This window comes from Pseudomonas asplenii (assembly GCF_001293465.1).
Taxonomy (GTDB): Bacteria; Pseudomonadota; Gammaproteobacteria; order Pseudomonadales; family Pseudomonadaceae; genus Aquipseudomonas; species Aquipseudomonas fuscovaginae_B.
Map to the genome: position 1 here is coordinate 307893 of NZ_JSYZ01000002.1, position 19039 is coordinate 326931.

At 60.5% G+C, this 19039-nt stretch carries 24 protein-coding genes and 1 tRNA gene; 6 read left to right on the forward strand and 19 right to left on the reverse strand.

Going from position 1 to position 19039, the window contains the following annotated elements:
- Positions 1–11: 11 nt before the first annotated feature.
- The 11 genes from ndk to trmJ all read right to left on the reverse strand — a co-directional run bounded on the left by ndk (position 12) and on the right by trmJ (position 7935).
- Positions 12–437, reverse strand: a complete 426-nt coding sequence (ndk, locus tag PF66_RS03430; protein WP_054057273.1) for a nucleoside-diphosphate kinase — start codon at positions 435–437, stop codon at positions 12–14.
- A gap of 104 nt (positions 438–541) precedes the next feature.
- The gene (gene iscX / locus PF66_RS03435; protein ID WP_054061891.1) at positions 542–742 is read right to left on the reverse strand and encodes a Fe-S cluster assembly protein IscX; all 201 of its coding nucleotides are present in this window, start codon (positions 740–742) and stop codon (positions 542–544) included.
- Between the two features lie 14 nt (positions 743–756).
- Positions 757–1098, reverse strand: coding sequence for an ISC system 2Fe-2S type ferredoxin (gene fdx, locus PF66_RS03440; protein ID WP_054057275.1), 342 nt, complete (start codon positions 1096–1098; stop codon positions 757–759).
- Positions 1099–1100: 2 nt separating this feature from the next.
- Positions 1101–2963, reverse strand: a complete 1863-nt coding sequence (hscA, locus tag PF66_RS03445) for a Fe-S protein assembly chaperone HscA (protein WP_054057276.1) — start codon at positions 2961–2963, stop codon at positions 1101–1103.
- A 45-nt stretch (positions 2964–3008) separates the two neighbouring features.
- On the reverse strand, positions 3009–3530 hold the full coding sequence (gene hscB, locus PF66_RS03450) for a co-chaperone HscB (protein WP_054057277.1): 522 nt from the start codon (positions 3528–3530) through the stop codon (positions 3009–3011).
- Positions 3531–3538: 8 nt separating this feature from the next.
- Positions 3539–3862 (reverse strand): iron-sulfur cluster assembly protein IscA, encoded by a 324-nt coding sequence (gene iscA / locus PF66_RS03455; protein ID WP_017904917.1) that lies wholly within the window; start codon positions 3860–3862, stop codon positions 3539–3541.
- A 45-nt stretch (positions 3863–3907) separates the two neighbouring features.
- On the reverse strand, positions 3908–4294 hold the full coding sequence (iscU, locus tag PF66_RS03460; protein WP_007929523.1) for a Fe-S cluster assembly scaffold IscU: 387 nt from the start codon (positions 4292–4294) through the stop codon (positions 3908–3910).
- Positions 4295–4395: 101 nt separating this feature from the next.
- The gene (locus PF66_RS03465; protein ID WP_054057278.1) at positions 4396–5610 is read right to left on the reverse strand and encodes an IscS subfamily cysteine desulfurase; all 1215 of its coding nucleotides are present in this window, start codon (positions 5608–5610) and stop codon (positions 4396–4398) included.
- A gap of 50 nt (positions 5611–5660) precedes the next feature.
- Positions 5661–6152 (reverse strand): Fe-S cluster assembly transcriptional regulator IscR, encoded by a 492-nt coding sequence (iscR, locus tag PF66_RS03470; protein WP_054057279.1) that lies wholly within the window; start codon positions 6150–6152, stop codon positions 5661–5663.
- A gap of 245 nt (positions 6153–6397) precedes the next feature.
- The gene (cysE, locus tag PF66_RS03475; RefSeq protein WP_054061892.1) at positions 6398–7174 is read right to left on the reverse strand and encodes a serine O-acetyltransferase; all 777 of its coding nucleotides are present in this window, start codon (positions 7172–7174) and stop codon (positions 6398–6400) included.
- Positions 7175–7176: 2 nt separating this feature from the next.
- A complete protein-coding gene (gene trmJ, locus PF66_RS03480) occupies positions 7177–7935 on the reverse strand; it encodes a tRNA (cytosine(32)/uridine(32)-2'-O)-methyltransferase TrmJ (RefSeq protein WP_054057281.1) in 759 nt (252 codons plus the stop codon).
- Positions 7936–8080: 145 nt separating this feature from the next.
- Here trmJ and suhB point away from each other — a divergent pair, with 145 nt between their 5' ends.
- Positions 8081–8896, forward strand: a complete 816-nt coding sequence (gene suhB / locus PF66_RS03485; protein ID WP_054061893.1) for an inositol-phosphate phosphatase — start codon at positions 8081–8083, stop codon at positions 8894–8896.
- Positions 8897–8946: 50 nt separating this feature from the next.
- Here suhB and PF66_RS03490 read toward each other — a convergent pair whose 3' ends face one another.
- From PF66_RS03490 to queA, 6 genes are all read right to left on the reverse strand, one after another.
- On the reverse strand, positions 8947–9501 hold the full coding sequence (locus tag PF66_RS03490) for a glycine zipper 2TM domain-containing protein (protein WP_054057282.1): 555 nt from the start codon (positions 9499–9501) through the stop codon (positions 8947–8949).
- A 121-nt stretch (positions 9502–9622) separates the two neighbouring features.
- Positions 9623–10537 (reverse strand): protein translocase subunit SecF, encoded by a 915-nt coding sequence (secF, locus tag PF66_RS03495; RefSeq protein ID WP_054061894.1) that lies wholly within the window; start codon positions 10535–10537, stop codon positions 9623–9625.
- A 9-nt stretch (positions 10538–10546) separates the two neighbouring features.
- Positions 10547–12415, reverse strand: coding sequence for a protein translocase subunit SecD (gene secD, locus PF66_RS03500; RefSeq protein ID WP_054057284.1), 1869 nt, complete (start codon positions 12413–12415; stop codon positions 10547–10549).
- 62 nt (positions 12416–12477) lie between these two features.
- Positions 12478–12816 (reverse strand): preprotein translocase subunit YajC, encoded by a 339-nt coding sequence (yajC, locus tag PF66_RS03505; RefSeq protein WP_054057285.1) that lies wholly within the window; start codon positions 12814–12816, stop codon positions 12478–12480.
- Positions 12817–12852: 36 nt separating this feature from the next.
- Positions 12853–13968 (reverse strand): tRNA guanosine(34) transglycosylase Tgt, encoded by a 1116-nt coding sequence (gene tgt / locus PF66_RS03510; RefSeq protein WP_162491332.1) that lies wholly within the window; start codon positions 13966–13968, stop codon positions 12853–12855.
- Positions 13969–13982: 14 nt separating this feature from the next.
- Entirely contained in the window at positions 13983–15047 is a 1065-nt protein-coding gene (queA, locus tag PF66_RS03515; protein WP_054057287.1) for a tRNA preQ1(34) S-adenosylmethionine ribosyltransferase-isomerase QueA, read from the reverse strand.
- Between the two features lie 109 nt (positions 15048–15156).
- On the opposite strand from queA, the gene PF66_RS03520 reads away from it, so the two are divergent.
- Positions 15157–15241: transfer RNA gene (locus tag PF66_RS03520), tRNA-Leu, on the forward strand.
- Positions 15242–15335: 94 nt separating this feature from the next.
- The gene (locus PF66_RS03525; protein WP_054061896.1) at positions 15336–15665 is read left to right on the forward strand and encodes a hypothetical protein; all 330 of its coding nucleotides are present in this window, start codon (positions 15336–15338) and stop codon (positions 15663–15665) included.
- Between the two features lie 184 nt (positions 15666–15849).
- Here PF66_RS03525 and PF66_RS03530 read toward each other — a convergent pair whose 3' ends face one another.
- Both PF66_RS03530 and PF66_RS03535 read right to left on the reverse strand, forming a co-directional pair.
- A complete protein-coding gene (locus PF66_RS03530; protein WP_054061897.1) occupies positions 15850–16368 on the reverse strand; it encodes a hypothetical protein in 519 nt (172 codons plus the stop codon).
- Positions 16349–16957 carry a DUF6036 family nucleotidyltransferase gene (locus PF66_RS03535; RefSeq protein ID WP_054061898.1) on the reverse strand — a complete coding sequence of 203 codons (609 nt, stop codon included), beginning with the start codon at positions 16955–16957 and terminating at the stop codon, positions 16349–16351. The genes PF66_RS03530 and PF66_RS03535 overlap by 20 nt, the downstream gene beginning before the upstream one ends.
- Before the next feature lie 271 nt (positions 16958–17228).
- On the opposite strand from PF66_RS03535, the gene PF66_RS03540 reads away from it, so the two are divergent.
- From PF66_RS03540 to PF66_RS03550, 3 genes are all read left to right on the forward strand, one after another.
- Positions 17229–17525 carry a type II toxin-antitoxin system MqsR family toxin gene (locus PF66_RS03540; protein WP_054061899.1) on the forward strand — a complete coding sequence of 99 codons (297 nt, stop codon included), beginning with the start codon at positions 17229–17231 and terminating at the stop codon, positions 17523–17525.
- A gap of 2 nt (positions 17526–17527) precedes the next feature.
- The gene (locus PF66_RS03545) at positions 17528–17929 is read left to right on the forward strand and encodes a type II toxin-antitoxin system MqsA family antitoxin (RefSeq protein ID WP_054057290.1); all 402 of its coding nucleotides are present in this window, start codon (positions 17528–17530) and stop codon (positions 17927–17929) included.
- A 327-nt stretch (positions 17930–18256) separates the two neighbouring features.
- Positions 18257–19039, forward strand: coding sequence for a hypothetical protein (locus PF66_RS03550; RefSeq protein ID WP_054061900.1), 783 nt, complete (start codon positions 18257–18259; stop codon positions 19037–19039).

Genomic DNA, 19039 nt, shown 5'->3' on the forward strand with positions numbered 1-19039 from the left:
TCAGCCGTGGCTTAGCGAGTGGTTACTTCAGTAGCAGCGAAGAAGTAAGCGATTTCGCGAGCAGCGGCAGCTTCGGAGTCCGAACCGTGAACGGCGTTGGCGTCGATGGACTCGGCGAAGTCGGCACGGATGGTGCCTGGAGCGGCTTCTTTCGGGTTGGTGGCGCCCATCAGTTCGCGGTTGCGCGCGATAGCGTTCTCGCCTTCCAGAACCTGGACGACAACCGGACCGGAAGTCATGAAGGCAACCAGGTCAGGGAAGAAGCCACGAGCGCTGTGCTCGGCGTAGAAGCCTTCGGCTTCGGCTTTCGACAGCTGCTTCAGCTTCGAAGCGACAACGCGCAGGCCGGCTTTTTCGAAACGGGTGGTGATCTCACCGATGACGTTTTTTGCAACAGCGTCAGGCTTGATGATGGAGAAAGTGCGTTGAACAGCCATGGTGTAACTCCAGAAACGATAATTTGCGAAAAATTAAACCCGCGAATTATACGCGGGTTCTTGGGTATTGCCTAACTCGGGTATTGCTTGATCTTACCGCCGGATCAGTCGCGCTCCTCGATCCAGCAGCCTTGGATGGCCTCAAGGACCTTCTCGCCACCACGAGCCGGATCGTCGTCGAAATCCGGCAGGTGAATGACCCAGTTGTGCAGATCGACGAAATTGACCGACATCGGGTCGACTTCCGGTTTGCTTTCAGCCAGCTGGATGGCGATCTCCAGCACATCAGTCCACTTCAAACCCATGATAGATCCTTGAATCAATGCGGTGCTTCGGCAGCATGGTTGAGCGAATACTTGGGAATCTCGACCGTCAGGTCCTCGGTGCCGACGATCGCCTGGCACCCCAGGCGCGACTGCGCCTCCAGCCCCCAGGCGCGATCGAGGAAATCTTCCTCCAACTCATCGGCCTCTTCCAGCGAGTCGAAGCCCTCGCGGATGATGCAGTGACAGGTGGTGCAGGCACACACGCCACCGCAGGCGCTTTCCATCTCGATATGGTGCTCGTGGGCCAGTTCGAGGATCGAGATGCCGGGCTCGGCCTCGACCACCATGCCATCCGGGCAAAACTTCTCGTGGGGCAGAAAAATGACCTGCGGCATCGTTATTCCTCAATCTCGTTCAGGTTGCGTCCGGCCAGCGCGGCTTTCACCGTCGAATCCAGGCGTCGGGCCGCAAAGGCATCGGTCACTTGCGACAGACGCTTGGTCTGCTGCTCGATGGCGTGGCCATCGGTTCCTTTTATCAGTTCGCTCAGTTCCTGCACCTGCAACTCGATGACCAGGCGCTCCTCGGCGTCGAGCAGGCGCTCGCCATCCGCCTCCAGGGCGCCCTGCACCGCCTCGATCAGGCGCTGGGCGTCGACCTGCTGCTCACGCAGCACGCGAGCGACCTTGTCGTCACCGGCGTACTGGAACGAATCCTTGAGCATCCGGGCGATTTCGCCGTCGGTCAGGCCGTAGGACGGCTTGACCTGGATGCTCGCCTCGACGCCCGACCCCAGCTCACGGGCCGAAACACTGAGCAGACCGTCGGCATCGACCTGGAAGGTCACGCGGATCTTCGCCGCGCCGGCGACCATGGCCGGAATGCCACGCAGTTCGAAGCGCGCCAGCGAGCGGCAGTCACTGATCAATTCACGTTCGCCTTGCAGCACGTGGATCGCCATGGCCGTCTGGCCGTCCTTGTAGGTGGTGAAGTCCTGGGCGCGCGCCACGGGAATGGTGGTATTGCGCGGAATCACCTTCTCCATCAGGCCACCCATGGTTTCAAGCCCCAGGGACAGCGGGATGACATCCAGCAGCAGCAATTCGCCGCCGTCGCGCTTGTTGCCGGCCAGGGTATCGGCCTGGATCGCGGCGCCAATGGCGACCACCTGGTCCGGATCGATCTCGGTCAGCGGCTGGCGGCCGAACATCTCGGCCACCGCCTCACGCACACGCGGCACACGGGTCGAACCACCGACCATCACCACGGCATGCACGTCTTCGAGCTCGACGTTCGAGTCACGCACGGCACGGCGGCAGGCCTTGAGGCTGCGGGCGATCATCGGCTCGATCAGCCCGTCGAAGGCTTCACGGGTCAGCGGTGCACGCCAGTCGCCATAAACCACTTCGACAGTTGCCGCATCGGTCAACGCTTCCTTGGCCGCGCAGGCGGCCTGCAACAGGCTGCGCTGCGCGCCCGGATCGAGATCCACCGACAAGCCGGCCTGCTCGATGATCCAGCCGGCGATCGCATGGTCGAAATCGTCGCCACCCAGGGCACTGTCGCCACCGGTGGCCAGTACTTCGAATACCCCGCCGGTCAGGCGCAGGATCGAAATATCGAAAGTGCCGCCCCCCAGATCATAGATCGCCACCACCCCTTCGGCGTGCTGGTCCAGGCCATAGGCCACCGCCGCGGCGGTCGGCTCGTTGAGCAGGCGCAGCACGTTCAGCCCGGCCAGACGGGCCGCATCCTTGGTTGCCTGGCGCTGGGCATCGTCGAAGTAGGCCGGCACGGTGATCACCGCCCCGACCAGTTCACCACCCAGGGTCGCCTCGGCGCGCTGGCGCAGCACCCGCAGGATATCGGCGGAAACCTCCACCGGGCTCTTCGGCCCCTGCACGGTGTCGATGAACGGCATGTGCGACTCACCGCCAACGAAGCGGTAGGGCAGTTGCTCGCCCAACTGCTTGACGTCCGACAGGCCACGGCCCATCAGACGCTTGACCGACAACACGGTATTGAGCGGATCACTGGAGGCCGCCAGACGGGCCGACAGGCCTACTTCGACGCGATCGGCGTGATAGCGCACCGCGGACGGCAGGATCACCTGCCCGTCGGCATCGGCCAGGGGCTCGGAAAGACCACTGCGCAATGCAGCGACCAGCGAATTGGTAGTACCCAGGTCAATCCCCACCGCCAGACGACGCTGGTGCGGCTGTGGGCTTTGGCCTGGTTCGGCGATCTGCAGTAGGGCCATGGTTATCTGGACTTATCTGGATATCAGGCGTGCGGCAGCACGGAGTTAATCGTCGAGGCGCTCTTCTAACTGGCGCACTTCGTAGGTGAGCTTGTCGAGGAACTGCATGCGCCGCATCAGGCGTTCGGCCTGTTCGCGTTGCGCAGCATCGCTCCAGCAAGCTGCGAAGCTGTCGTTCAATTCATCCTGGGCGACCTTCAGGCGCCGCTTGAATGCGGCAATGCCCGGCAGATCGGCGTCGTCCTGCAGATCTTCGAGTTCTTCACGCCACTGCATCTGCTGCATGAGGAAATCGGGATCGTGCACGGTGACCTCCACCGGCAGCTCGCCGCCATTGAGCGCCAGCAGGTAACGCGCGCGCTTGGGCGGACTCTTGAGGGTCTGGTAGGCCTCGTTGAGGCTGGCGGAACGCTCGAGCGCCAGCCGCTGCTCACGCTCGGAGGCATCGGCGAAACGGTCCGGATGAACGGCGCGCGCCAACTCGCGATAGCGCGCGGCCAACTGATCGAGGTCCAGCGTGAAGCTCGGTTGCAGCTCGAACAAGGCGAAATGACAAGGAGTACCCACGAATAGCCTCAGACGTTGAAGCTTTCGCCGCAGCCACACTCACCGCGCACGTTGGGGTTGTTGAACTTGAAGCCCTCGTTCAACCCTTCCTTGACGAAATCCAGCTCGGTGCCATCGAGGTAGGCCAGACTCTTCGGGTCGATGATCACTTTTTCGCCGTGACTCTCGAACACCTGGTCTTCCGCCACCACCTCGTCGACGAACTCCAGCACGTAGGCAAGGCCGGAACAGCCTGTGGTGCGAACACCCAGGCGAATGCCTTCACCCTTGCCGCGCCCGTCGAGGGAGCGTCGCACGTGTCGAGCAGCCGCTTCTGTCATGCTGATAGCCATCGGGGACTCCTTAGCTTTTCGCTCAAATCTTCAACGCCGGATCGGTCAGATCAGGCCTTTCTTCTGCTTGTAGTCGCGAACGGCGGCCTTGATGGCGTCTTCGGCGAGAACGGAGCAGTGGATCTTCACCGGCGGCAGGGCCAGTTCTTCGGCCAGCTGAGTGTTCTTGATGGTCTCTGCTTCATCCAGAGTCTTGCCCTTCATCCACTCGGTCGCCAGGGAGCTGGAAGCAATAGCCGAGCCGCAACCGTAGGTCTTGAACTTGGCATCTTCGATGATGCCCTGCTCGTTGACCTTGATCTGCAGACGCATCACGTCACCACACGCCGGGGCGCCGACCATGCCGGTACCGACATCCGGGTCCTCGGCATTCATCTTGCCGACGTTGCGCGGGTTTTCGTAGTGGTCGATGACCTTTTCACTGTAAGCCATGGTACTTATTCCTCACTCATCAGGGCCGCTCTCGACCCTGCAGCTACGCCAGACATCATTTGCCGCGTCGCTACAGGATCTGTATGTGGCGGCTTCTTTATTTAGTGTGCCGCCCACTCGATCTTCGAGATATCGACGCCATCCTTGAACATGTCCCACAGCGGCGACAGGGCGCGCAGTTTGGTGACCGCCTCGCAGACCTTCTGCGCGGCGTAGTCGATTTCTTCCTCGGTGGTGAAACGGCCGAAGGTGAAGCGGATCGAGCTGTGCGCCAGTTCGTCGTTGCGGCCCAGGGCACGCAGTACGTACGACGGCTCCAGCGAAGCCGAGGTGCAGGCCGAACCGGAGGAGACCGCCAGGTCCTTGAGTGCCATGATCAGCGACTCGCCTTCGACGTAGTTGAAGCTCAGGTTCAGGTTGTGCGGTACGCGAGCGGTCAGGCTGCCGTTGACGTACAGCTCCTCCAGGTGCTCGACCTGCTTGAAGAAACGGTCGCTCAGGGCCTTGATACGGACATTCTCGGCAGCCATGTCTTCCTTGGCCACACGGAAGGCTTCACCCATGCCGACGATCTGGTGGGTCGCCAGGGTGCCGGAGCGCATGCCGCGCTCGTGACCACCGCCATGCATGGTCGCCTCCAGGCGCACACGCGGCTTGCGGCTGACGTACAGCGCGCCGATGCCTTTCGGACCATAGGTCTTGTGGGCGGAGAAGGACATCAGGTCGACCTTCAGCTTCTGCAGGTCGATCTCGACCTTGCCGGTCGACTGGGCCGCGTCAACGTGGAACAGCACACCGCGCGAGCGGGTCAGCTCGCCAATGGCGGCGATGTCGTTGACGGTGCCGATTTCGTTGTTCACGTGCATCACCGACACCAGGATGGTGTCTTCGCGCAGGGCGGCTTCGACCATGGCGGGGGTGATCAGGCCGTCTTCACCCGGCTCGATGTAGGTGACCTCGAAACCTTCGCGCTCCAGTTGGCGCATGGTGTCGAGGACCGCCTTGTGCTCGATCTTGCTGGTGATCAGGTGCTTGCCCTTGGTGTGGTAGAAATGCGCGACACCCTTGATCGCCAGGTTGTCGGACTCGGTGGCACCGGAAGTCCAGACGATTTCACGCGGGTCGGCGTTGACCAGGTCGGCCACCTGGCGACGGGCGTTTTCCACGGATTCCTCGGCCTTCCAGCCGAACACGTGGGAGCGCGATGCCGGGTTGCCGAAGTTTCCGTCGACCAGCAGGCATTCACTCATCTTTTGCGCGACACGCGGATCAACCGGGGTGGTCGCTGAGTAATCAAGGTAAATCGGCAATTTCATGGACTATCTCCTAAATCAGGCTGGCTGGCGCACCGCTGGCTCTCTGGCTGTCATTCGACGGCGGACGCTTCGATCTTATCCAGGCGCGGCGCCTTGCCATTACAGCGGCGCTGGTCCTGACGCAGGGCAACCTCTTGCACTTCACGGCGAGTGACAAGGTCTGCCAGACTGATGCCACTGAGAAATTCGTGGATCTGCAGGCTGAGGTCGCACCACAGGTGGTGGGTCAGGCAGGTGTCGCCGGAATGGCAATCACCCAGCCCCTGGCATTTGGTGGCGTCGACCGATTCATTCACTGCATCAATCACCTGGGCGACCTGGATTCCCTGCATGTCGCGCGACAGCTGGTAGCCGCCACCCGGACCACGGACGCTGGAAACCAGGTTGCTGCGGCGCAGCTTGGCGAACAGCTGTTCGAGGTAGGACAGGGAGATGCCTTGGCGCTCGGAGATATCGGCCAGGGACACCGGCCCGTGTTGCGCGTGCAACGCCAGGTCAAGCATGGCGGTCACGGCGTATCGGCCTTTTGTAGTCAGTCGCATGGACAATTACCACGGAGTTACGGAATGGGTACGAGTATGCGATTCCCGAGTATTTAAGTCAACTATAAGACCTAGTACTTTAGTCAGGTTTACCCGTAAAAGAGCGCGCGTATGATAGCAAAGTCAGCGCGTAATGGCATCGCGCTAGACCGATGGTTTTCGCGGGGGCGTTCAGATGACACTCCTGGCGATCCTGGAGTCATTCGCGGGCAAGCCCGCGAATGGGCCCGAAAGCCCAACACAGGTCAGCCAGCCTTGGCCTCACCCTCGGCCTTCACCTCGGCAAAGCCCTCGCAGTGCAGCTCCGGCAGATCCTTGGCGCAATAGTTGCTGCCCAAATCCTTCAGCGCACCACACATCCCCTCCAGACGCCCATCGACCGCCTGCAGGTGATCGAGCATCTGTCCGATAGCCCGCGCCACCGGGTCCGGCATATCGCCACTCACCCCGTAGGCATCGAAACCGAGCTTCTCGGCCATCGCCTTGCGCTTGGCCTCCTGCTCGTCGTCGGACTTCATGATGATCCGCCCGGGAATACCGACCACCGTGGCACCGGCCGGAACCGCCTTGGTCACCACCGCATTGGAACCGACCTTCGCCCCGGCACCGACCGTGAACGGCCCCAGCACCTTGGCACCGGCACCGACCACCACCCCATCCTCCAGGGTCGGGTGGCGCTTGCCCTTGTTCCAGCTCGTGCCGCCCAGGGTCACGCCCTGATAGATGGTCACGTCATTGCCGATCTCGGCCGTTTCGCCGATCACGATCCCCATGCCGTGGTCGATGAAGAACCGCCGCCCGACCTTGGCACCCGGGTGAATCTCGATGCCGGTCAGCCAACGCCCGAAGTTCGACACCACCCGCGCCAGCAGCTTCCAGTTGCGCACCCACAACCCGTGACTCAGGCGATGCAGCCATATGGCATGCATGCCCGGGTAGCAGGTCAGCACCTCAAAGGCATTGCGCGCCGCCGGGTCACGATGGAATACGCTTTGGATATCTTCACGCAAACGCTCGAACATCATCATTCCTTCCGCTTAAGGAGCTCGCCACGGGCCGCTTTCTGGGTTTCCGTGAGGATGCCACGCAAAATATTCATTTCCACCCGACTGATCGAGCTACGACCATACAGCCGGCGCAGGCGCGCCATCAGGTGCCGGGGCTTCTGCGGATCGAGGAACTCGATAGCCACCAGCGTCTGCTCCAGATGCTCGTAGAAGCGCTCCAGCTCATCCATGGTAACCAGTTCGTCACCCACATCATCCTTCTCGACCCTGTGCGGCTGACCTTCCAGTGCCAGCCAGGCCATGCGCACCTCATAACTCAACACCTGCACCGCAGCCGCCAGGTTCAGCGAGCTGAAGCCGGGGTCCGACGGGATATGCACGTGGTAATGACATCGCTGCAGTTCATCGTTGGTCAGGCCGGAATCCTCGCGACCGAACACCAGGGCGATCTGCGCCCCCTGCGCCGCCTCCTCGACGACCTTCACTCCGCATTCGCGCGGCTCCAGCATCGGCCAGGGCAGGCTGCGGTCACGGGCACTGGTGCCCAGCACCAGGGTGCAGCCGGCCAGGGCCTGCTCCAAGGTAGCGACGACTTCGGCGTTTTCAAGGATATCGGTGGCCCCGGAGGCCCGGGCGTCGGCTTCGGCGGAAGGAAAAACCCGCGGCTCGACCAGCACCAGACGCGACAGCCCCATGTTCTTCATGGCTCGTGCAGCCCCACCGATATTGCCCGGATGACTGGTATTGACCAGGACGATACGAATATTTTGCAGCACGACGAAGCGCTCTCGGACAAGGCAAAGGGGAGCAAATCTTACAGAAGCACTGGGGTTTGCGCCACGAAACCGAATGTCGTCCTTCACCGGCAAGACTTTTCTGTTAGAATGTTCGGCTTTCTTTAACACTCTAGGTGAAATGTCCATGCAGCCCATGCTGAATATCGCGCTGCGCGCCGCCCGCGCCGCCAGTGAATTGATCTTCCGCTCCATCGAGCGCCTGGATAGCATCAAGGTCGACGAAAAAGACGCCAAGGACTACGTGTCCGAGGTCGATCGTGCCGCCGAGCAGAAAATCATCGACGCGCTGCGCAAGGCGTATCCGACCCACGCCATCCGCGGTGAAGAAACCGGCTTCCACGCCGGCAGCGGCGAAGGCGAAGACTACCTGTGGATCATCGACCCACTCGATGGCACCACCAACTTCCTGCGTGGCATTCCCCACTTCTCGGTCAGCATCGCCTGCAAATACCGTGGCCGTCTGGAGCACGCCGTGGTCCTGGACCCGGTTCGCCAGGAAGAATTCACCGCCAGCCGTGGCCGTGGCGCCCAACTGAACGGCCGCCGCCTGCGCGTCAGCCCGCGTACCAGCCTCGACGGCGCCCTGCTGGGTACCGGCTTCCCGTTCCGTGACGACCAGATGGCCAACCTGGACAACTACCTGGGCATGTTCCGCGCCCTGGTCGGCCAGACCGCCGGCATCCGCCGCGCCGGTTCCGCCGCCTTGGACCTGGCCTACGTGGCCGCCGGTCGTTTCGACGCCTTCTGGGAGTCGGGCCTGTCCGAATGGGACATGGCAGCCGGCGCCCTGCTGATCCAGGAAGCGGGCGGCCTGGTGAGCGACTTCACCGGCGGCCACGACTTCCTCGAGAAAGGCCATATCGTCGCCGGCAACACCAAGTGCTTCAAGGCCGTACTGACGGCGATCCAGCCGCACCTGCCGGCTTCGCTGAAGCGCTAAGACGCCAGAACGAAAAAAGCACCCCGAGGGGTGCTTTTTTGTGCCTGCGATTACTGACCTGGCTGGGCCGGAGCCTGGCTCAGAATCAGCCGACCGTCCTTGTCCACCGGGATCTGGTTGCCCGGATCACGGTCCATGCGTACCCGACCTTCCTTGCCGTCGAGCTGGTAACGCACGTCGTAGCCGACGATCTTGTCACTGATATCATTGACCGTGTTGCAGCGGGTCTGGGTCGTGGTGTAAGTGTCACGCTCCTGCATGCCCTCCTGCACCTTGTTCCCCGCATAACCGCCACCCACGGCACCGACCACGGTCGCCAGGGTCTTGCCACGACCATTGCCCACCAGGCTGCCGAGCAGGCCGCCGCCGACCGCACCGATCGCGGTACCGGCCAGACGGTGCTCGTCCTGCACCGGTTTCTGCCGGGTCACGGCAACATCCTTACAGACTTCGCGTGGCGTCTTCACCTGGGTTTTCACCGGCTCGACCGCCAACACTTGCGCATACTCAGGGCCGCTCTTCACCATGCTGTAGGTCGCAACAGCACCTCCGGCGGTGACACCGACAGCACCCAGCACAGCACCCACCAGCAACGACTTGTTCACGTGAACCTCCTGACCATCACAAGCGGAACCTTTCCGCATCTCTCCTAGCCTTGGAACATGAAAAAAGGCGCGAGTTCAATACTCGCGCCTTTCAGGGTGACAGTCGGAGGGAGGACGGACGTCAAGGACGGTCGTCGATTTCCTTCTGGGTGCTGGCCGGAGGAATCAGGTCCTCGCTGCTCAGGTTCAGCCAGATCAGCACCACGTTGGCGATGTAGATCGACGAGTAGGTGCCCGCCAGCACACCGACGAACAGCGCCACGGAGAAGCCGTGCAGGTTGTCGCCACCGAAGAACAGCAGCGCCGCGATCGCCAGCAGGGTGGAGATCGAGGTTGCCATGGTCCGCAGCAGGGTCTGGGTGGTCGAGATATTGATGTTCTCGATCAGGCTGGCCTTGCGCAGTACCCGGAAGTTCTCCCGAACCCGGTCGAATACCACGATGGTATCGTTGAGCGAGTAGCCGATGATCGCCAGTACCGCCGCCAGCACCGTCAGGTCGAAGGTGATCTGGAAGAACGACAGGATACCCACGGTCACCACCACGTCGTGCACCAGCGAGACGATGGCACCGACCGCGAACTTCCACTGGAAGCGGAAGGCCAGGTAGATCAGGATGCCGCCCAGCGCCATCAGCATGCCGAGGCCGCCCTGGTCGCGCAGCTCCTCACCCACCTGCGGACCGACGAACTCGACACGCTTGACCTGTGCCGGGTTGTCGCCGCCGACCTTCTGCAGCGCCTCGGCCACCTGGTGACCCAGTTGCGGGTCTTCACCCGGCATGCGCACCAGCAGGTCGGTAGTCGCACCGAAGCTCTGCACGATCGCCTCGTGATAACCGGCGTCGCCCAGTTGCGCACGGACCTTGGTCACGTCCGCCGGACGCTCGTAGGTCAGCTCGATCAGCGTACCGCCGGTAAAGTCCAGACCGTAGTTCAAGCCCTTGTGGAACCAGCTGAACAACGCCAGGGCGGTGAGGAGCACAGTGACGCCGAACGCAACGTTGCGGACGCCCATGAAATTGATTGTACGTAACATGGCAGCCCCTTAAATCCACAACTTCTTGAAGTCACGACCGCCGAAGATCAGGTTGACCATCGCACGGGTCACCATGATGGCCGTGAACATCGAGGTAAAGATCCCGAGGGACATGGTTACCGCGAAGCCCTTGACCGGACCGGTGCCCATGGCGAACAGGATACCGCCCACCAGCAGGCTGGTCAGGTTGGCGTCGACGATCGCCGTATAGGCACGGTTGAAGCCTTCGTTGATCGCCCGCTGAACGGTCATGCCCGCGGCGATCTCTTCGCGGATACGCGAGAAGATCAGCACGTTGGCGTCCACCGCCATACCCATGGTCAACACGATACCGGCGATACCCGGCAGGGTCAGCGTCGCCCCCAGCAGGGACATCAGCGCCAGCAGCACGACCATGTTGAAGGCCAGCGCCACGGTGGCGATGATGCCGAAGAAGCGGTAGATCGCGATGATGAACAGCGAGACGAACAGCATGCCCCACAGCGACGCATCGATACCCTTGGTGATGTTGTCGGCACCCAGGCTCGGGCCGATGGTACGTTCTTCAGCGAAGTACATCGGCGCGGCCAGACCACCGGCACGCAGCAGCAGGGCCAGTTCAGACGACTCGCCCTGGCCGTTCAGGCCGGTGATACGGAACTGCGAGCCCAGCGGCGACTGGATGGTCGCCAGGCTGATGATCTTCTTGTCTTCCTTGAAGCTCTGTACCGCGACTTCCTTCTCGACGCCGTCGACCACCTGCTTGGTGTAGGTGGTGACCGGACGCTGCTCGATGAAGATCACCGCCATCTGGCGACCGACGTTGGTGCGCGTGGCACGGCTCATCAGCTCGCCACCATGGCTGTCCAGGTGGATGTTCACTTCCGGGCTGCCGTGCTCGCCGAAACCGGCCTTGGCATCGGTCACCTGGTCACCGGTGATGATCAGGCCACGCTCGATCAGCGCAGGCGGACGCTTGCCCTCACGGAATTCGAATTCTTCGGAGGTCGCCTTCGACGCGCCCGGCTCGGCGGCCAGGCGGAACTCGAGGCTGGCGGTCTTGCCGAGGATCCGCTTGGCTTCCGCAGTGTCCTGCACGCCCGGCAGCTCGACCACGATGCGGTTGGCGCCCTGGCGCTGTACCAGCGGCTCGGCCACACCCAGCTCGTTGACGCGGTTACGTACCGTGGTCAGGTTCTGCTTGATGGAGTATTCGCGAATTTCCGCCAGCTTGGCCGGGGTCATCGCCAGACGCAGTACCGGCTGGCCATTCAGGTCGGCGGGAACAATGTCGAAATCGTTGAAACCCTTGCGAATCAGGGCACGGGCCTGCTCGCGGGTATCGTTGTCGGTGAAGCCCAGCTGAATGGCACCATTGAGCTGCGGCAGGCTGCGGTAACGGACACGCTCCTTGCGCAGCAGGCTCTTGACGTCGCCTTCATAGACTTTCAGACGGGCGTCGACAGCCTTGTCCATGTCCACTTCCAGCAGGAAGTGCACACCACCGGACAGGTCCAGCCCCAGCTTCATCGGGTGCGCGCCGAGGTTGCGCAGCCACTGCGGGGTGGTCTGGGCCAGGTTGAGCGCCACCACGTAATCGTCGCCGAGCGCCTTGCGCACGACATCCTTGGCTGGCAACTGGTCTTCCTGCTTGCTCAGGCGCAACAGGCCATCCTTGCCGTTGGCGGCCAGGGTAGCGGCCTTGACGTTGATACCGGCATCGGTGAGCGCCTTGCTCGCCCGATCCAGATCGGCCTGGTTGACCTGCAGCGCCGTGCTGGCACCACTGACCTGGATAGCCGGATCGTCAGGGTAGAGATTGGGAGCGGAATAAATAAAACCGATCGCCAGCACCACCACGATCAGTACGTATTTCCACAGAGGGTATTTGTTCAGCATCACGCCGCCCGCTTATGACGCGGGGCGCCTTGCGCGCCCCGTCGATTGTTGAATATTGAAACTCAGATCGCTTTCAGTGTGCCTTTAGGCAGAGTGGCCGCGACGGCACCCTTCTGGAACTTCATTTCGACGGTATCGGAAATCTCCAGGACCACGAACTCGTCGGTCACCTTGACGATCTTGCCGGCGATACCACCGGTGGTCACCACTTCGTCGCCCTTGGCCAAGCTGCTCAGCAGGTTCTTCTGTTCCTTGGCACGCTTGGCCTGCGGGCGCCAGATCATCAGGTAGAAGATGACCAGGAAGCCGACCAGGAAAATCCACTCGAAGCCGCCCGCAGGACCAGCGGCAGCAGCAGGGGCCGCGCCGTCGGCGAACGCGTTAGAGATGAAAAAGCTCATTTAGCACTCCAGTTGCAAGAATACGATTCTGAAAAGTCAGTCCAAGGGCGGTACGGGAAGCCCGCGCTTGGCGTAGAAGGCATCGACAAAGGCGGCCAATGTACCCTGTTGAATAGCCTCGCGCAAACCAGCCATCAGGCGCTGGTAATGCCGCAAGTTGTGGATGGTATTCAACATACTCCCGAGCATTTCGCCGCACTTGTCCAAATGATGCAGATAAGCACGGGAGAAGTTCTGGCAGGTGTAGCAATCGCAGGTCGGATCCAGCGGCGAATCATCATGGCGATGGAACGCGTTACGGATCTTCAGCACACCGGTGTCGACGAACAGATGCCCATTGCGGGCATTACGGGTTGGCATCACGCAATCGAACATGTCCACCCCGCGGCGCACACCCTCCACCAGATCTTCCGGCTTGCCAACGCCCATAAGGTAACGAGGTTTGTCAGCCGGCATCCGCCCTGGCAGGTAGTCCAGCACCCTGATCATCTCGTGCTTGGGCTCGCCCACCGACAGGCCGCCGATGGCCAGGCCGTCAAAGCCGATCTTCTCCAAACCTTCCAGGGAGCGCATGCGCAGGTTCTCATGCATGCCGCCCTGGACGATGCCGAACAGCGCCGCGGTGTTGTCGCCATGGGCGTTCTTCGAACGCTGGGCCCAGCGCAGCGACAGCTCCATCGACACCCGGGCGACGTCCTCATCGGCCGGATACGGCGTGCACTCGTCGAAGATCATCACGATGTCGGAGCCCAGGTCGCGCTGCACCTGCATCGACTCTTCCGGGCCCATGAACACCTTGGCGCCGTCGACCGGCGAGGCGAAGGTCACGCCCTCCTCCTTGATCTTGCGCATGGCGCCCAGGCTGAACACCTGGAAACCACCCGAGTCGGTGAGGATCGGGCCCTTCCACTGCATGAAATCGTGCAGGTCGCCATGCGCCTTGATCACCTCGGTGCCCGGGCGCAGCCACAGGTGGAAGGTGTTGCCGAGGATGATCTCGGCGCCGGTGGCGACGATATCCCGAGGCAGCATGCCCTTGACCGTGCCGTAGGTGCCCACCGGCATGAAGGCCGGGGTCTCGACGGTGCCGCGCGGGAACGTCAGGCGACCGCGGCGGGCCTTGCCATCGGTGGCCAGCAACTCGAACGACATACGACAGGTACGACTCATGCTTGATCCTCGGGTGCCGATGCCTGGGGTCCGGTCGGCGCGGGGTTGCGGGTGATGAACATGGCATCACCGTAACTGAAGAAGCGGTAACCGTTGTCCACGGCGGCCTGGTAGGCGGCCATGGTCTCGGGATAACCGGCGAAGGCCGAAACCAGCATCAGCAGCGTGGATTCGGGCAGATGGAAGTTGGTGACCAGGGCGTCGACCACATGGAACGGCCGACCCGGGTAGATGAAAATGTCGGTATCGCCACTGAACGGCTTGAGCACTCCATCGCGGGCGGCGCTTTCCAGCGAACGTACGCTGGTGGTGCCCACGGCAATCACCCGACCACCACGGGCGCGGCAGGCGGCAACGGCATCCACCACGTCCTGGCCGACTTCCAGCCATTCGCTGTGCATATGGTGGTCTTCGATACGCTCCACCCGCACCGGCTGGAAAGTCCCGGCCCCGACGTGCAGGGTGACGAACGCGGTCTCGACGCCCTTGGCGGCGATCGCCTCCAGCAGCGGCTGGTCGAAATGCAGGCCGGCGGTCGGCGCGGCGACGGCGCCCAGGCGCTCGGCATAGACCGTCTGGTAGCGCTCGCGGTCGGCGCCCTCGTCAGGACGGTCTATATAAGGAGGCAAAGGCATATGGCCGACGCGCTCCAGCAATGGCAGCACTTCCTCGGCGAAGCCCAACTCGAACAGCGCATCATGCCGGGCCAGCATCTCGGCCTCGCCACCGCCCTCGATCAAAATCTTCGAACCGGGCTTGGGCGACTTGCTGGAACGCACGTGGGCCAGCACGCGATGGCTGTCGAGTACCCGCTCCACCAGGATCTCCAGCTTGCCGCCGGAGGCCTTCTGGCCGAACAGACGGGCCGGAATCACCCGGGTGTTGTTGAACACCATCAGGTCGCCCGGGTGCAGATACTCGAGCAGATCGGTGAATTGACGATGAGCCAGGGCACCGCTGGGCCCATCGAGGGTCAGCAGGCGGCTGTGGCGACGCTCGGCCAGCGGATGGCGAGCGATCAGGGAATCGGGGAGTTCGAAAGTAAAGTCAGCGACGCGCATGATGGGGGTTCGTCCAGCAGGGCCGGAAAGTTTAGCGGAATTCGCCAAAATTGACCATGAAAGGCAATTGACCAACGGTAGTCGCGTCTCTATACTTCGCCGCCATTGAGCCCTGATGGCGGAATTGGTAGACGCGGCGGATTCAAAATCCGTTTTCGAGAGGAGTGGGAGTTCGAGTCTCCCTCGGGGCACCAAGATTGAAAAAGACCTTGATTATCAAGGTCTTTTTTTTCGCCTGCAGAAAAGTCAGCACCGGCGGCCGCAGCGCTCGACGGAGGAAAACGCCTCATGGAATCGCAACTGGAAACCGTCGCCCTGTTTGCCCTCAAGCTGGCCCACGAACGTGACGGCGGGAGCCCGCTTTTGCGGGATGACGTGGTGATGGGCGAGTACCAGAAGGACGTGTTCGAGCTGCTGGTGCGCCAGGGCGACGTCGAGGCGATCCGGGGCAAGCTCAATGCTTGCGTCGCTGTCGCGATGGACGCCGTGGGCGGGACGGACAAGCCCCTGGGGCGTGAACTGCGGCGACTGGCCGATGACTGCAACCTGGTACAGACCACTGCAGACCTGACGGCACCGCTTGGTTTGCTGAAGGATTACCTGAAAGACATTCAGTGATGAGCCACACGCACTCCATGTAGGAGCAGAGCTTGCACCGGGCGGCGTTCCGACGAAGAACGATAACGCGGTGAGCCTGCCGACACCCGCCGGTGGCGTCTTCTTCACCGCCGACTTCCCTGGAGAAGACTCAGCCGTAACGGAAAAGGGCCGCAAGTGCGGCCCTTCTAGTTATCTCCTGCCCTCACCGCACTAAACCCACGGCGGCGATTTCGCGACTCTCGGCCGGCGCCGAGGCACCGTCGCTATATCCGGTACGCACGCCCTGTGTCGCGGCATAGTGTCGGGTTTGATACTGCAACACCTCTTTCATCTGAGTGCTGACATCCTCCTCCAACCCCCACTCGAAGGCGAGTTTGTCCAGGCGATGCGCAGCCAAAAGCTGACTTGCCCGAGTCGATCGCGCAGCGGGCTTAAGCGAAGACCAGGAGGACACGAACGCCTTCAGCACCGTTGCCTTATCTCGCGGAACACAGGGGAAACGACGCAGCCGATCGACCAAGTACAGCGCTCGCTGCTTCTGATCGACCTGACGAAGGCGCCGGGAAACCTCTTCCTCCAGCAATGGCATCAAATCGCCCTGACCGTACCAGAGCTGCTTGGCCAATTCTGCAAGGGCTTCCGTCGAGGCATGACTAAGCTCTTCCCGGGTGACATCCTCCAGGAGCCTGCCGAAACTACCTTCAAGGTTTTGGCGAGCCATTGTGCCTATTCTCCAAGTACGGATCGGTTGCATCAGCCAGGTAGCTGAGCGTGACGGAACGGTTCCCGACAGCGTAATCGATTGCCTCTTGGGCAAGTGTAACAAATTCCTCGACATTTACGCGGCCGCAGTCGATGAGCGCTTCAATGTCGGCTTTATCCTGCTCTGTGTACCGGCCCAGCTTGGAAATCGCGAGATCCACGCCGGCAGCCACGTATACATGCAGGGGCTGGTTCCCAGCGAACCCATCCAGAGGGATTGCTCGATCGCGGTAATCCTCATGCAGCGGACCGAGCGACGTATTGAAGTTCGGATCAAACTCCACCGTGAGATCCTCGTCACCTTGCTCATAAAACTCCGGATCAGCGAGCACCGCGACGAGCTCATCACGGCGGAGCATTCTGGTCGCCTCGACCTCAGCGTCAATGTCGGCGCTGCCACGGGCGTGCGTCAGCAGGTGCACCCCACATCCACCGAAGATGAAGACCTTCATGGCCCCGGGAGCCTGGCCTTCCAAGAGAGGCAATGCTCGGGAAAAAAGCCTGGCTACGGCCTCTCCCAGCGGTGTGCTGAGCTGGATGTTGGACATTCAATGCTCCTAAAAATCAAAAACTCGAGACCGAGCCGGCTACGCCGGCGAAGCTGGTCAAAGGTTGGTGCATGGAACGAAAGCCATGCACCGGAAACACTGGCCCCACTTCGGACGGGCATTGTCGTCCCGACAAAATACGAATCACAGCGCCGACCATAAGTGACGCCAAACTGATTTTCCAACCAAGCCCACAGGACCGGTGGCGACTGCGCTCCGAGGCAATCACCAAGCTGCCAAATAAAAACCTAGTAGGTTAATATCTAATCTCATGGAAAAAAGCATCCCTCATTGCAAGCTATCGATCATCAAAGTCTTGGTCGAGGCGGGGAAGGTACGCACCACACACTCTGCTCGAATGGGTGCGAGTGAGCTGGGGCTGGAACCGTCCGATATGCTGAGTATTGTGATGAACCTGACTGCATCGGACTTTTACAAAAGCATGACCACCGACGCCGATCACACGATCTGGCAGGACGTATACCGTCCCAAAACCCAGGTCGGCGATGTGTATCTGAAACTGACGGTTATCGATGACGTGCTGATCGTATCCTTCAAGGAGCTATGAACATGAAATGCCCTGCCTGTGGTGCGGCAGAACTGCTCCACGACACCCGTGACCTACCCTATACCTACAAGGGGGAAAACACCGTAATTACGGCAGTGACGGGGGACTTCTGCCCTGCATGCGCCGAGTCCGTTCTGGATATGATCGAATCAGAACGTGTCATGCGTGAAATGCGCGCGTTCTCGAAACAGGTCAACGCTGCCATTGTCGATCCGGGATTCATTGCCAGCGTGCGCAAGAAACTTTCCCTTGATCAGCGAGAAGCGGCGGAAATCTTCGGCGGAGGCATCAATGCCTTCTCTCGGTACGAGAATGGCAAAACCAAGCCCTCGCTGGCCTTGGTCAAGCTGCTTAAAGTACTCGACCGGCACCCAGAGCTGCTGGAAGAAATCAGGACCGCCTGAAGAACTCTCAAGCATCGGGAAACACGCCCCCCCTGTAGGAGCAGAGCTTGCTCCGGGCGGCGTTCCGACGAAGAACGATAACGCGGTGAGCCTACCAACACCCACCGCCAAAGCGCTACCTCCTGAACCGCGCAGGCCTACGCCTCAAGCAACATCCCCTGCGTAAGATCATCGATCACCGCCTTGCCCATCTCCCCAGATAATGCGCCGCCCAGGCATATCGCTCGCCGTCCTTTGCGTCCACGGTGAATGCGAAGGCTCTGCGGCGCGTGGGAAACGATCGATATGCTGCTATATTTTTGCCCAATACCACATGGATAGAGCACGATGATCAAGGAATCAAAGGAAGAAGGTTTTATAAAAAGGGTGTTCAATCACTTTGGATTCGACCTAGAGAAGATAGGCGAAAGCGATACAAAAAGCCCGGACTTCATCACATCGGACGATCAATATAAGATACTACTGGAATTAAAGACAAAAAATGAAAGCCAAGAAACCCTGGAAGAAAGAGACAAGATTTTAAACAACAGTGAAATTTACTCCAAAAACACACCGCTACATAGAAACAACAGAATCTCAAAATTATTTGACAAAGCCGCCAAGCAATTTCATGCAAAGAAAAAAGTCGTCGGCGCAGATTTTTGCTTTCTCATACTGCACGCAAGCGGGCCATCTACTTCATATCATCTGATTCAGTTTGAAGCTTCGGCATATGGTTCAGTGGAGCTAATAACGTTTGAACCAAAAAACGAGCCACTGAAGAAATGCTACTATTTTCAAAACAGCGATTTTTACAAACATAAAACTATAATTGATGGTGCGATATTAGTAGGCGAAAACAGCTTGCGCTTTTGCATAAACGACCTATCACCCCGATATAAATCTGTGAGAACTAGTAGCTTCGTGAAAGCTTTCACTAACGGCGTAGTTGATCCAACCACCAAAGAAGCTGAAAGCAAGGCGTATTCTGTACGGACCAGCATTGATAGAAACGACGAGCACGAACTCATTGAACATATAAAACAAAAGTACTCAATAGACAAAGTTATGCCTTTTAACTTCATGCATCAAATGCTCATCACAAGAATCGACGCTAGTGAAATGGAGTAG